At 47.5% G+C, this 14,185-nt stretch carries 10 protein-coding genes; 8 read left to right on the forward strand and 2 right to left on the reverse strand.

Going from position 1 to position 14,185, the window contains the following annotated elements:
- Window positions 1-365: 365 nt before the first annotated feature.
- The gene (locus QUB63_RS05850) at window positions 366-5,516 is read right to left on the reverse strand and encodes a fibronectin type III domain-containing protein (protein WP_332943867.1); all 5,151 of its coding nucleotides are present in this window, start codon (window positions 5,514-5,516) and stop codon (window positions 366-368) included.
- A 744-nt stretch (window positions 5,517-6,260) separates the two neighbouring features.
- Here QUB63_RS05850 and QUB63_RS05855 point away from each other — a divergent pair.
- On the forward strand, window positions 6,261-7,415 hold the full coding sequence (locus QUB63_RS05855) for a glycosyltransferase family 4 protein (protein WP_332943868.1): 1,155 nt from the start codon (window positions 6,261-6,263) through the stop codon (window positions 7,413-7,415).
- 118 nt (window positions 7,416-7,533) lie between these two features.
- On the forward strand, window positions 7,534-7,914 hold the full coding sequence (locus QUB63_RS05860) for a DUF2614 family zinc ribbon-containing protein (RefSeq protein ID WP_332943869.1): 381 nt from the start codon (window positions 7,534-7,536) through the stop codon (window positions 7,912-7,914).
- Between the two features lie 211 nt (window positions 7,915-8,125).
- Here the strand turns inward: QUB63_RS05860 and QUB63_RS05865 are convergent, their stop codons facing one another.
- The gene (locus QUB63_RS05865; protein WP_332943870.1) at window positions 8,126-8,374 is read right to left on the reverse strand and encodes a chlororespiratory reduction protein 7; all 249 of its coding nucleotides are present in this window, start codon (window positions 8,372-8,374) and stop codon (window positions 8,126-8,128) included.
- A gap of 287 nt (window positions 8,375-8,661) precedes the next feature.
- On the opposite strand from QUB63_RS05865, the gene sir reads away from it, so the two are divergent.
- The 6 genes from sir (at window position 8,662) to QUB63_RS05895 (ending at window position 13,712) form a co-directional block, all read left to right on the forward strand.
- Complete coding sequence (gene sir / locus QUB63_RS05870; protein WP_332943871.1) at window positions 8,662-10,653, forward strand: sulfite reductase, ferredoxin dependent; 1,992 nt, start codon at window positions 8,662-8,664, stop codon at window positions 10,651-10,653.
- Between the two features lie 327 nt (window positions 10,654-10,980).
- Window positions 10,981-11,889: an RsmE family RNA methyltransferase gene (locus QUB63_RS05875; RefSeq protein ID WP_332943872.1), complete on the forward strand. Its 909-nt coding sequence runs from the start codon at window positions 10,981-10,983 to the stop codon at window positions 11,887-11,889.
- An 81-nt stretch (window positions 11,890-11,970) separates the two neighbouring features.
- Window positions 11,971-12,201 (forward strand): hypothetical protein, encoded by a 231-nt coding sequence (locus QUB63_RS05880; protein WP_332943873.1) that lies wholly within the window; start codon window positions 11,971-11,973, stop codon window positions 12,199-12,201.
- On the forward strand, window positions 12,191-12,541 hold the full coding sequence (locus QUB63_RS05885) for a type II toxin-antitoxin system PemK/MazF family toxin (RefSeq protein WP_332943874.1): 351 nt from the start codon (window positions 12,191-12,193) through the stop codon (window positions 12,539-12,541). Before QUB63_RS05880 ends, QUB63_RS05885 begins: the two co-directional genes overlap by 11 nt.
- 101 nt (window positions 12,542-12,642) lie before the next feature.
- Window positions 12,643-13,047, forward strand: a complete 405-nt coding sequence (locus QUB63_RS05890) for a lysozyme inhibitor LprI family protein (RefSeq protein ID WP_332943875.1) — start codon at window positions 12,643-12,645, stop codon at window positions 13,045-13,047.
- A 236-nt stretch (window positions 13,048-13,283) separates the two neighbouring features.
- Window positions 13,284-13,712, forward strand: a complete 429-nt coding sequence (locus QUB63_RS05895) for a lysozyme inhibitor LprI family protein (protein ID WP_332943876.1) — start codon at window positions 13,284-13,286, stop codon at window positions 13,710-13,712.
- Window positions 13,713-14,185 lie beyond the last annotated feature (473 nt).

Below are 14,185 nucleotides of genomic sequence, written 5' to 3' on the forward strand. Positions count from 1 at the left end.
ACCCCACAAATTGATGCTATAGTAAGCACATTAGTAGATGCACCCTGATAATTTTCTACCCCAGCCAGCGATGGCAGGGGTTTTTTTGTGGCATGGCTGGGGGCGTGACAAATATAGTTGAAGGGGCGACAAGCAAGGTGAAAAAAACCAGCAAAAGGGTTTCAGCCATTAGACCCTTTAAAAAAATGCACGAAAAAAAGGAGCTTGTTGACAATACTGACCCATCTTTTTCGATCGTAAACCGCTGTAACCCACGTCGGCTAAGAGGTTTGATGGGATTGTCACCCCGTCAGGTGGGACAGGGGGAGTGGAAACCAGAAATTTCCCTCTGTTCCCTATCCCCCGTTTCCTGTTCCCTTTTACTTTTACACAAAAGTAAAATAAGAGCTGTTAATGCTCAAATTTGACACCCTTTCTACGGTCGCAATTAGGTCGTCATCTTGATTTGGCTTTTTGAGGAAAATGTTAGTAGAATCACCTGAAACGACTAGCAAGTAATTCTCCTTAGCACCCGATAGTTGAATCAGGTTCGAGACTGAACTGAAGTCAGAAATGAAAGCATTGCCATTGCCCTCATAGTAAATTTTGTCGCTATCACCCAACACAAAGCGATCGCGACCGATTCCTCCAAACAGTGTATCGAACTCGTCAACTCCCGGCTTAACAGCAGTCGGATTCACTCCTATTAGCGTGTCATCACCATTATCGCCATTGAGGAAATCATTGCCGCTGCCACCGAGAAGGAAATCATCGTCCAACTGACCAAAAATGCTGTCATTTCCGGCATCGCCACCGAGGGAATCATTATTTGTGCCACCGAAGATGACATCATCGCCATCGCCCCCTAAAACGATATCGTTGTCGCGATCGCCAAACAGCGAATCACTGCCAAAACCTCCCAAAATGCCATCATCACCTTTACCACCAAAAACCGTATCGCTGCCTCCTCCAGCATCCACAAAATCATTATCTTGACCCGCTAGCACCGAGTCATCGCCGGCGCCACCTATCACATTGTCAGCAGCCCCGACACTATAAATAACATCATTGCCTTCCAGACCATCGAGGACATCCGCTCCGTCCGTCCCAAACAGCAAATCGTTCCCAGACCCGCCACTCAAAGTAAAATCAAGGTTGGTATTGGGGTCGGGTATCGGAATAGAGGCCGTTAAAACGCGGGGACCAGTCCGATTTGGAGTCAGAGTTGGAGTTGGAGTCGGAGTTGGAGTCAGAGTCGGAGTTGGAGTCAGAGTCCGAGTTGGGGTTAGAGTCGGAGTTGGAGTTGGAGTCAGAGTCCGAGTTGGAGTCAGAGTCGGAGTTGGAGTTGGAGTTGGAGCCGGAGTTGGAGTTGGAGTCGGAGTTGGAGTCAGAGTCGGTGTAGAATTGCTGTCAAAGGCATCTACCGCTACCGGCTTCGGTGTGCCAGTAAAAACCTCAAACGTCTTGATCTGCTCGTTGCCAAGCACGTCCTTCACCTTGATATTAAACTTCTGCACGCCTGGTTGGGCATTAGCCGGCACCGCCCAAGTCAGTTTCCCCGTTTCCAGATTGAGTTCTGCACCTTCAGGTATGTCGATAGCCTCGACCTCCACTACATCTTTGAGAGGCAAGTCCTCTGTATAATTTGTGCCCGGTTCAGCAAAGACATCCCATTCCTCATCATCCGCCGTATCGCTAGTGAGATCGTCGCCGGTAAACTCGCCCACAGTCGCGAAGGCGGGGTCACTTTCAGGCGAGTAGTCATCATCTGCATCAACTGCCTGAACGGTAAAGTTATAAGTCTCGCCCGGTGTTAAATCTGACAAAATAATCGCGTCCAAACCACCGGCCACCTCGACAGTTTTTTCCTCCAACTCATCGGGGCTGGAAGCATCGCTACTGTAACTGACGAGGTAAGATTTCGCTTCGGGAATCCCATCCCAAGAAACTTCAACTTCATTGCCACCGAACCACGATGCACCGACGTTCTGAACAGCCGGCAATGCGCCAGCTTCCACAATTTCTACCGGCTCGTTCGCGTAGACCACCACGGGAGGGCTGTTGGCATCTTCCACCCGTGCAAAGATGTAATACTCATCGCTGGGCAAGTCGGTAGCGTTCCAAACAAACTGACTGCTACTGCTACCCGATCCGAGAACGATATCATCAGAAATGGGGACGCCATCGCCGTCATCGCCGTCGGAGTCGTAGTAGAACTTCACCGTCATTGACGAGTCAACATTGCTGGCATCGTAGGGAATCGTCACCTGACCCGTCGCTGGGTTGAATTTTGGTTTGCCGATATCCAGGGAAGGTGCAGCGGTTGGTAGGTCGGCGCTGTATTCGGTCATGCCCAGCCCATTCGTATCGAGCATTCTGATCGTCCAGTCGCCAGCTTCCGGCTCCATCACAATGACATCAAGTTGGCGACTGTTAGAGACATCGTCATCAATCAAAACCTTGGCATAGTCAGGATCTGCATCGTTCCCAGAAAAGATTTTCACTTCGCTCGGATCGTTGCTGTTGTATATCGTGCCGTCGGGGGCGACAATTTCAAATTTTGGTCTTTCAACGCTGCTAAACTGCCAGCCCACACGCAACTGGGCGTAACTGGTATTACTTGCCGAAAAGCGGAACGTTGCCTCGCTACCCGCCGAAGCCGGCACTTCAATGGCATTATCTTCATCCCCGCCTGGCCCATCGAAATCGATGCCAACGCCGTCTTCGTCAATGAAGTCGTTTTCGTCGATCGATCCGTCGTTGTTGATGTCTGCCTCGTCCTCAAGTCGATTCTTAACCTCGTCCAGGTTAAACAAATCGCTGGGTGGTTCGCTTTCGATTCCAGCAATCGGTTCAGTGCTGTCCAAGATCGGATCGTCAATAATTACAGCATTCGGGTCGATCGCGGGCAAGAGTTCGTCAGACCCCTCCAATAGAATCTCTTGTGGCTCAACTGCTGGCTCTAAGCTGCCATCTGTCGCGAGCGGTTGTGGCTCAACTGCTGGCTCTAGACTGCCAGTGTCTTCTGTAAGAATATTCAACGCTTTTCGCTGTGGGCCGACAAAGTTGAGCTGTTGCTCGACCTGGTTCGAGATGCTGCCGTTGTTTTGTAAGCTATCCAACTCTCGCGGTAACTTCGACACTGGTTTCGGGGCTTTTCGCTGTGCGCCGACAGAGAGGAGCTGCTGTGGACTGACAGAGAGGAGCTGCTGTGGACCGACCGAGCTGAGCTTTCGAGTAACCTCGTTGCTAATGCTGTTGCTTACCGAGTTAAAGGTATTGTCCAGCGTCCTGACCTTCTCTGGTTTAACCTCACCAGAACTGCTCAAGTTCTGGAAAGTACCGTCAAACTGCACCCGGAACCCCTGTGTCACGAATGTTGGCAGTGCTTTAATGGTTTCTTTCCTAGTGAAGAAGTTAACCACTTTGCGAACCCCATTGCCGATCGTCTTAATCGGTGCGGGTAATTTTCTTTGTCCCCAAATCGCGAAAGAGTCGTTGCTGTTGTTGTTGTCGGCTGAATACTCCAACAGTGCGCTGGTGCTAATATCTCCCACTACATACTTGAGGAGACCCCCTGCCTCGCCGCGCAGACCCACAGAAATGTCTGCTTTCGAGGCGGAATTGGGCGAGAACGACCCACGAAAGAAGCCTTCTCCCCCCATCAACCCAAGAAAATCGATCTTGCCTTTGAGGCCGGCAGTGTTATCCTTGAAATTAACAAAAGCCTGGGATGTGGCAGGCTTGATCAAACCGGCCAGTAGCTTCAGATCCAATTGACCGGCCACACCTTCGCGGTTTATTGCCGCGTCACCATCAAGGCGTGCTAAATACAGCCCACCCGCACCCGCCTTACCCCCCTTATCATCGACATTCTTGAAAATTGACCCAATCGCCTTCTGAATTCCCCCCTTATTCAGAGACTTGAGGGCCAACAAGGGCGAGATGGTTTGACCCAGCGTGGCGCCGACACCACCTTTAAGGGTCAGCGGTCGTTGGGGATCGCGAATGCCAGCAACGCCAGCCTTGAGGCGCTGTAAGTAGAAAAAGCCGTCGATGGGCGAGTTAAGGTTATCAACCTCGACCCCAAGCTTGTCGATCTGTCCGTCAATGAGGCCGATCTCGCCGCTAAGGGACACGCCTTTGAGCGCCTCAAGGGTAACTTTAGCCTTGAGGTCAACGACTTTTTGGCTGGGATCGAAGAGCCCAGAAGCTTCGTCAAGCGAGCCAATCTTAGGAATTATGATGTCCTTGACACCGATGCGAGCGACTTGTTTGACATCGCCAGTTTTGGGGTTAATGGCAATGTAGGCGCGCGGATCGTTAAAATCGTAGGTCAGCGCATAAGCCTTATCAGCTACGCTCCCTATTGAAGAACCCGTGACAAGATTTTTCAAAACACTGTTGAGCAAGCCGGTGCGGGATTCGCCTTTGCCCTTAAAGGTCAAGGTTCCATCTTTGTAAGTGACACCGGCCTCCTTGAGGGTCAAGTCCAAACCGAAGGGTTGGCCGTTATTGCCAAAGGTCATTTCCTTAAGGAAGTTGACCTCACCTTTCAAGGGAAAGTAGTCAGAGGTTTCCAGGCGGGCGGGTGTGCCTGGAGTTAAGGTCAAGTTAGCAGTTGGGTTTGCTGCTTTGGCAAAGGGTCGAAACCCGCCAGACTCTCCGGTGGCATCCAGGGTTGGCAGCGAACGAGAGATTTCATTTAGCTTGGAAATGACAGCTTCATAGCGATTCTTGATACCAGTGAGATACTCTTCTTTAATCTGGTCGTCGCTAAGACCTCTCAATTTACGATTAGCAACATTCGCGCTAATGGTGGATAGAATGGGCAAATCCCGATCGACGTTCAAGCGCTTGCCATAGAAGCTCAGTCGCTCAAGACCATCAACAAATTTGCTAGCATCGGACAGACTAATGCCCGCTGCTATAGCAATTCCCGGTGTGCTAGATACACCTTCCTTTAGGAAATTGATAAAGGATTTAGGCTGAAAGTAGCGTATAACCTCGTCGGTAAAGTTCTCCTTGTAGGTATAGGGCAGCTTGAGGTTGGCTGAGGTAAGCCCCAGTGTGGTGTCTGCTGGATTGAGTTGAAAGGAACTAGGAGATGAGAGTTCCAAGCCCCCAGCCTCAAAGGACGCATTGCCAGTCGGGTTAACTCGCCACGACTTGAAGCTGGTGTCCCCCCTACTAGCAGACGTGGCTGCTGAGCCGTTGAATAGGGAAATGGCGCGGGGATCGTTGGGGTCGAACTTGGACGCGCTGTTGGGCGAAAAAGGCACGAGCTTTAGCGCACCTGATGAGTTTAAATCGACGATCTGGTCAGGTTGTGCTTTGCCATCGGTCAAAACGCTTACCGAAGGAGCATAGAGTGCCACCGATGGCGACGTAGGTCTAAAAGAGTTATCTGTTGTGCGAAAAAGCGCTTGACCACTAGAGTTGAATCGTTTCTGCCCATTGGGGTCATCAATCTGGGTAAAGTTGTTGAGATCGGTCAATGCCAATCCGCTGTAGTCGGGTAGTTGAAAAGTAGCCATAGATCTACAGAAGGTCTCAAAAGTACGAAATATCAGTTTTGGCTCGCGAGGAGCAAAGCAGGTAGATGAAGTCAAACCCGATCGAAGTGATAAAGAAGCCCGCTTAAGCCAGCCCGCGTCAATGTGGCGAAGAACATCCTCAAACGCTCTACATCTCCAAGGCTGGGAGCGTTAAATCTTCTTCTTCTTCTTCTTCTTCTTCTTCTTCTTTGAAGAAAAAATGATTATCAATAAACCAGGCTTACTGCCGATAGCCAACGCCTATGATGACGAAAATTTGTCGATTGCACCTTGAGGCGGACTGCTCCCTGAAGCGCTCAAAATTTCGGAGGAGGGAGTGAGCGCTAAATCTTCTCTTAAATAATACTTGTGATAGATGCAACTTAATTGTTAGTGAGTATAGTATGCTGCACCTAGCCTTGTCAAGGCGATCGTTCATTTAAGCACTTTTTCGTGAATTTTGAACGGCAACCGTCGCTGGCGAAGAGCCTGGAGGCTCAGCCACCAGACTTATTCCAGCGACTGTTGTCGATTATCGTAAACTTTAAAAAAAACTCCAACTCACCCATGCAGCTAGTTAAAAAGCACATCATCGCTCAAAACTAAGGCTGAGAGTAGCCGAGTCAAATATTTGCCTGTAAAACCTGCCACTACAGTCATCATGACATGGTTTAAAAGCTCTGGATAATGGCGATCGCCCTTTGTGGCAAAATCACTATACTGCAATAATTGTTTGGGCTGTCAATGGGTAAATCTGAGATGCGATCGACAAATTATCTATTCTGTTTCCTCGAAATATTTTCCAGCGAAGGCGGCATCCAATCCTACGTTCAAGACATCCTGAAAGCTTACTTGTCACTCACCGCAGCCAACAACTTTCCGCCACAAGCAGAAATTTTGCTGTTGCGAGATGCGCCCGATTGTCAGAATCCCTTCGAGTCCAAAAATCTCAAATTCTCTTACCTAAAAACTCATCCCGCTTGGCTTGGGCGTCTGAAGTTTGCAGCAAAATTGCTAACCAGCTTGCTGAAAACAAGACCGCAACGGGTTTTCTGCGGTCACATCAAACTCGCACCGCTCATTAAAACATTATGCCAGCCGCTGGGAATTCCCTACACGATTTTAACTTACGGCAAGGAAGTTTGGGAAACACTTGGGCCCAAATATCAAATAGCAATGAGACAGGCTGACAGCATTTGGACGATTAGCAGGTACACGCGCGCGCGTACTTGCGAACTCAACAACTTAAATCCCGACAAATTCCAAATAGTGCCTTGTACTGTCAATGAAAAAATATTTACTATCGGCCCCAAACCTGTGCATTTATTAGAAAAGTACGATCTGGTTGGTGCTAAAATATTGATGACTGTAGCCAGATTGCGATCGCACGATACTTATAAAGGCGTCGATGTCACAATTCAAGCTTTGCCGGAAATTGCCAAAAGTTTTCCCAATGTGAAATACTTAGTTATTGGACGCGGAGACGATCGCCCTAGATTAGGAAAACTCGCCCAAGATTTGGGAGTTAGCGACAGAGTGATATTTGCGGGTTTTGTACCGACCCAAAATTTAGCAGAACATTACCAGTTGGCCGATGCTTATGTAATGCCCTCCCAGGAAGGCTTCGGTATAGTTTATTTGGAAGCTCTAGCTTGCGGATTACCCGTGCTGGCGGGGGACGCGGACGGATCGGCAGATCCGCTGCAAGATGGTAAACTGGGATGGCGAGTTCCTCACCGCGATCCGGCAGCAGTAGCGGTTGCTTGTGTGGAAATGCTGCGAGGAAAGGATAAAAGGTGCGATCGCCCTTGGTTGAGGGAACAAACCCTGGCAAGATTTAGTTTTGAATCGCTGTGTGAATCCTTACAAGGGATTTTTCAACCTTCTGAGTCCGATTAACTTGTAACGTATAGAGCGGTTTCTGCGTGTACAATGGAAAGATTAACTCGATCGACCGCCTGAATTTCTGAGTAGGATGGAGTTACGCCTACCTGCAAAGACACCAAAGGAGACCACCGTGAACCAAGGCACCCCCAAAATCTCTTTAAACCTACCCCGTATTAGCAATTGGCTGATACTGTTGGGCATCGCGTGTTTGTTGGTGTCTATTGGTTTGAGTTGGGTACTTAAATTATTTTTGATTGTAGTAGGTTTGTTGCTGCTGACACCTGTGGTCGCATTTTTCGCGCTTCAGTGGTGGTTGAAACGCAATTTAATTGAGGACAAGTGTCCAGTTTGTCAGTACGAATTTCCAGCTTTAAATCAAACTCAGTTTCAGTGTGCCAACTGCGGCGAACCTCTGAAAATAGAGGAAGGTCATTTTAGCCGCTTGACACCGCCCGGTACGATCGATGTTACCGCAGTTGAAGTATCATCAGTCCAACAGTTAGAAGATTAATTATTGGGAATTGGGAATTGGGCATCGGCCAAAGAGGGCATCGGCCAAAGAGGGCATAGGGCATTAGTTGGTTGTTATTGGTTATTTGTTACTTGTTACCTGTTATTTTTTATTTGTTAGAGGTTTGTAGTGAGGACTTTAGTCCTCATCAAGTTTTGAGGACTAAAGTCCTCACTACAAACCAAGTGAATTGGGGTCATTTGAGACAAAATTACTTTTCCAATCGGACTGCATACCACTGCAAAAACTTTCCTGCTCCGACATCTAATTCACAATAAGTATCAATTAAATACTTAGCTTGAGCTTCCACCGAAGGAAATTTCAGCACGTCAGCCGGCAAATCTTCGTGTTGCTGAGCTAAAACCGCTTTCAGCTTTTCTAATAGTTCCGCCGCATTCAAAAACTGCTCCGGCTGGTTTGTTTCTAACACCACAAAGGTGTCTTCGTCATACAGTGACATAGTTTTAAAGGTTGAGGTTAATTATTTCTAAAGTTTCCGGCAGTTAAGCGATCGAAAGTATAAACTCTTAATTACAATTTTCGGGCCCCGGCTCGATCGTGTTAAAATTGAACAATATCAGAATTCCTACCGGATTACCGTTATTAACTTAGTTATGAACCGAGTTGTCAACAAATCCGACACAGCATTTCTGAGGAGATTTGTCAAGTGCAAATTTGTCAAGTGTCAAATTGTCAACAAATATTCGATCGACCTGTATCTAATTATAACTGGCACTACACATTCCCATGATTACATCTACCACTTCAACCCCTGCGGCGCGCAAGCCCTCTAAATCAGAAGGTCTCAAAGAACGCAGCAACTACTTGCGAGAACCCGTTGCGACTGAACTGTTACAAGAAACAACCCACTTCACCGAAGACGGGATTCAGATTCTCAAATTTCACGGCTCGTACCAGCAAGACAACCGCGACAATCGAGTTAAAGGACAAGAAAAAGACTATCAGTTCATGCTCCGCACCCGCAATCCCGGCGGGTTCGTTCCGCCCCAGCTATTCTTAGCCTTAGACAAGCTATCAGAAGAATACGGCAACCACACGCTCCGCGTCACAACGCGCCAAGGTTTCCAAATTCACGGCGTGCTGAAAAAAAATCTTAAAGCAGTGTTTTCCTCAATTATTAAAAATATGGGGTCAACCTTGGGAGCTTGCGGCGACTTGAACCGCAACGTCATGGCACCGCCAGCACCTTACAAAAATCGCCCGGAATACCAGTATGCGCTGCAATACGCCAACAATGTCGCCGATTTGCTGACACCGCAAACCGGTGCTTATTACGAAATTTGGCTCGACGGCGAAAAAGCTGTTTCGGCCCAGGAAGACCCCGCAGTCAAGGCCGCCAGACAGCAAAACGGCAACGGCACAATCTTTAGCGACGACAAGGAAGAGCCGATTTACGGCAGCCATTATATGCCGCGCAAGTTCAAGTGTTCCGTTACCGTGCCGGGAGACAATTCAATTGACATATACTCTCAGGATTTGAGCTTGGTGGTATTTACCGATGAAGCTGGGGAGTTGCAAGGTTTTGACGTGTTTGCCGGCGGCGGTTTGGGCCGCACTCACAATAAAGAAGAGACTTTTGCGCGGGTTGCTGACGAGATTTGCTATGTTGCCAAGGATGATGTTTACGATTTGGTCAAGGCAATTGTAGCAACGCAAAGAGATTTTGGCGATCGCACAGACAGGCGGCACGCGCGGCTCAAGTACCTGATTAACGACAAAGGCGTACAGTGGTTCCGCGAAAAAGTTGCAGAATATTTTGGCAAGCCGCTAGAAGCGTTTAAACCGCTGCCTGATTGGAAGTATTTTGATTTCTTGGGCTGGCACGAACAAGGCGACGGCAAGCTCTTTGTCGGCATTTCCGTAGAAAATGGCCGGATTAAGGATGAAGGCTCGTTTCAGCTAAAAACGGCTTTGCGGGAAATTGTGCAGAAGTACAACTTGCCGCTGCTGGTGACGCCGCACCAAAACGTGATGATTTACGATGTTTCGCCGGATATCAAATCTGAAATTCAGGGAATACTCGATCGCAGCGGCATTCAAGCGGAAACTGCGATCGACCCCTTAGTGCGCTATGCGATGGCGTGTCCGGCAATGCCGACTTGCGGGCTGGCGATTACCGAGTCGGAGCGCGTGATTCCCAGCATTTTAGAGCGGATTCGGGCGCTTTTGACCAAAGTTGGCTTGGAAGACGAGCATTTTGTGGTGCGGATGACTGGTTGCCCCAATGGATGCGCCCGCCCTTATATGGCAGAATTGGGGTTTGTCGGGAGTTCGCCGGAATCCTACCAGATTTGGCTGGGCGGTTCTCCCGAGCAAACGCGGCTGGCAAAACCAATTGAGGAAAAGCTGCACGTCAATGATTTTGAAGCTTTTCTGGAGCCAATTTTTGTTTATTTCAAGCAAAAACGGCAACAAAGCGAGAGTTTTGGCGATTTTTGCGATCGCGTCGGGTTAGAATCTATCCGTCAATTTGTAACCAACTACCAATCTGCTGACTCGATGACAACTGAGATTAATGATTTAGATGTTACGTCTAGTAACGGCGAAGAAAACGAGACTGCCACTGCTGGCGGTGGCAAAGTCCGCCGTCGAATCAGCGTCCGCGATGAAATCTACAACGAGCTCAAGGAAGAAGCGGCCCGTCAGGGCAAGCCAATCACGCAGCTAGCTACAGAGGCAATTTCCACTTATTTGAAGAAGATTAAGGAGGAAGCATAAACCGATTTTCGATTTTCAATTTTCGATCGCATCAGATAGAGTTCAGGCAAAAGTAATATAAGGGCAGAGCATTTGCAGAAAAAACCTTGAATTTGTAAAATAATTCCGGTTGTAAATGCTTTGCCTTTATTGTTTCTGAATTGCTTGCTTTTTAGATAAAAAGGGATCTTGAAATCGCTTCTATACAAACAATGTCCGCCGGACGCCGACTAAGAAATAAATCGGGTAAACAGTCTATCTCTTCTCTTCCTCTCTTGCTCTGCGCTCTCTGCGCCCTCTGCGGTTAAATAAAAAAAATCTAATAGAAAACGAGCAATCTAAAATTCAATGGCTCAATTACAAAGATTAGCAGTTACTGCCGCCCAAATTTGTGCTAACAAAATCGACTTAACGAAAGAACAACAGCATTATTTAAATCGCGTGTTGCGGTTGCAAGCGGGCGATCGATTTATTGCGATGGACGGCCGAGGGCATTGGTGGTCAGCAATTCTAGAAGCTCAGGAAACCGGGTTATTTGCCTCTATAACAGAGGAGATTGCCGTTAACAGGGAGCTACCCGTCGCCCTAACTTTGATCGCCGCTTTGCCCAAGGGAAACGCCTTTGATGAGGTTGTCAGGCAGGCGACAGAGCTGGGAGTGGCTAGTATTGTGCCGGTGACGAGCGATCGCACTTTGCTCAAACCAAGCGCTCAAAAGGTCGATCGCTGGAGAAGGATTGCTGCGGAGGCGGCGGAACAGTCCGAGCGTCAAATTGTGCCGACGGTTTGTGAGCCTGTTTCCTTGGATTTGGCTGTGAAAGATTGCCGTCAAAAACATCGATTTATTTGTCTTGCTCGCGGAGACAATCGCTATTTGTGGGATTGTTTGGCTTGTTTAGAACCCCCCCAGCCCCCCTTGCTAAGGGGGGAGAAAGAACCGGATGAATCGCATTGTTTGAGCGGTTTAGAACCCCCCCAGCCCCCCTTGCTAAGGGGGGAGGAAGAACCGGAGGAATTATCGACTGTAATAGTTGGTTTCGATCCCCCCCAGCCCCCCTTAATAAGGGGGGAGGAAGAACCGGAGGAATTATCGATCGCGATTGCGGTTGGCCCGGAGGGCGGCTGGACTGATGGAGAGGTGCAAAGGGCGATCGAGTTTGGTTTTGAACCTGTTTCTTTGGGTAGTAGAATCTTGAGGGCGGTGACAGCGCCGATGGTGGCTTTATCCTTGGTGGGAGCGGCTTTTGAAAAGTCCTAATCCCCAACAAATATTTTCCTGAGCTGCTAGATATGGGAAAGGAAGCTAAAATGTCAATAAGTCATTAGGAAGAAAAAGCAAATGTTAAAATCAGTAAAAGGTATATATCGAGATGGCAAAATTGAGTTATTGGAAACTCCGGGCGACTTAACAGAAGGGAAAGTTATTGTTACTTTTCTGGCAGAATCAGGTTTATTAGAGCTAAAATTTTGCGGTAGAGATCGGCAACAATCAGCAGATTTACGGGTAAGGTTGAGCAGATTTGCAGAGGATTGGGAACAACCGGAAATGGATGCTTACGATGCTTTATAATCGCGCTGATGTAGTGCTGGTTTTGTTTCCGAATGCTGATTTGCGTACTGCGAAGCGCCGTCCAGTTTTGATAGTTCAAGCTGATAATCTGGGGACTGGTTTAGGGCCAACTATTACGGCAATGATTACCAGCAATTTAGCCCGTGCAGGACACCCAAGCCGGGTTTTTGTTTCTCTAGCAACACCTCCACGGCAGCAAACGGGATTGCTAGCTGATTCGGTAATCATGACAGACAATCTTGTGACGCTTCTAGAAGTTGAAATCGATCGCAAAATTGGTATTTGGTCAAATATGGCGGCAGTAGATGCAGCTATCAAGCATACTTTGGCAATCAGATAAACAGGGCGAGCGAGCGCAAAATATAAAAATAATCTTTAAATTCCTTGAATTAAATCAGTCTTGTGTTAATAAAATTCGTAAAATAGGTGGGTTTAAGGGCAATGAAAATAAATTTACGGAAAAGTCGATCGCACTTTTGGTCGATCGCACTTTTGACAGTGTTAGCTACAACATCAGTTTTCGCGCAATCTGAGCGCTCTGTGATTGCTCAACAGATTAATTGCGATCGCCCGCAGGGAGATGTGGAAGTCAGAGCTTGTATTCGCTTTAGGTATGAAACTTCGGACAAACGGCTGAATGAGGTTTACAAGCAACTGACTGCTAAATTGAGCGGCGAAGAGCGATCGCTCCTTGTGGAAGCACAATTAGGGTGGATTAAGTTGCGCGACAATAACTGCGAATTTGAAACCTATAGAAGTCGTGGCGGTACTGGCCATCAAGGTTTCCTCAATGAATGTTTGGATCGGATGACGAAACAGCGTACTGCGGAATTGGAAAAGTATTGAAATGGGTTTGATTTGCTTTAATGGCGATCGCTCAATCCCCCCCTATTCGTATCCAGCCAGATTTGGCAACTTTATGTAAAGTTTTGTAATAAACTCGATTTTTCCGATAAATAGAGCGGAAAGAGGCTGAAAGAGAGAGATAGATACATATAGGTTTTTGGCGCTGTTGCGGCTCAGCAAGGCAGAGAGAGGCTTCGCAACAGCAAGGAATTTTAGGTAACACAGAGGGAAAATTTATGAAAGGGATCTCGATTTTTAATGTCGTGGTGGGCTTAGTCATTGTGGGATTTAGCACTTCGCCAGTGTTTGCAGAATCAAAAGGGGCGATCGAAGTAACACCAACTCTGATAGCTCAACAACAGTATATTTGCGAAAACGCCACAACTAACATAGAGATTAACAGGTGTCTGCGCTTAAGGTACGAGGCCTCGGACAAACGACTGAACCAGGTTTACAAACAACTGATGTCTAAACTGAGCCGCCAAGAGCGATCGACACTTATAACAATACAGCGACAATGGATTAAGTCACGCGATCGAGACTGCAATTTTGAAGTTTCAATAAATCGAGGTGGTACAGGTTATAGCGGTTTTCTCAATCAATGTTTAGAAAGAAAGACCGCACAACGCACCGCTGAACTACAAAGTCGTTTAGAAAAGAGATAAAATAGAAAGTAGACCGCCCCCAGAGTTGTTAATGCGTGCGATACTTAACTAATAAACTTCTCCCATAATTCTTGTGGGGCAGCCAAGATGCCTGCCCTTGACTTGCTATTCAGTCGATGTCTAATTAGATTCCGCCTAAGTCCTGCCTTAAAAACAGCAAGAAATTAGGCATATAAATATATGCAAAAATCCAACAGTCCCACCAAATTATTTACATTATTAATCAGTACAATAGTCATTCTATTAAAAGCGTTCGTAAGATGCGTTTCCCTGGCCCGCCCCCCCTTGTTACGGGAGTCAAGCTGAATCGTAACCGATGCTGTAGTATCAGATGCCACCTTGTCTAGAATTTTGGCGTTTTTAGGTGCAAAGAAAGATGATGCCAAATCTTGAGACTTACTACACCAGTAAGAACTACCACTATTTCCCTATAATACCCTATTTTTAGGTGATTTATAATCTCTGCTGCACCA

Source organism: Microcoleus sp. ARI1-B5 (genome assembly GCF_036705795.1).
Lineage (GTDB): Bacteria > Cyanobacteriota > Cyanobacteriia > Cyanobacteriales > Microcoleaceae > Microcoleus.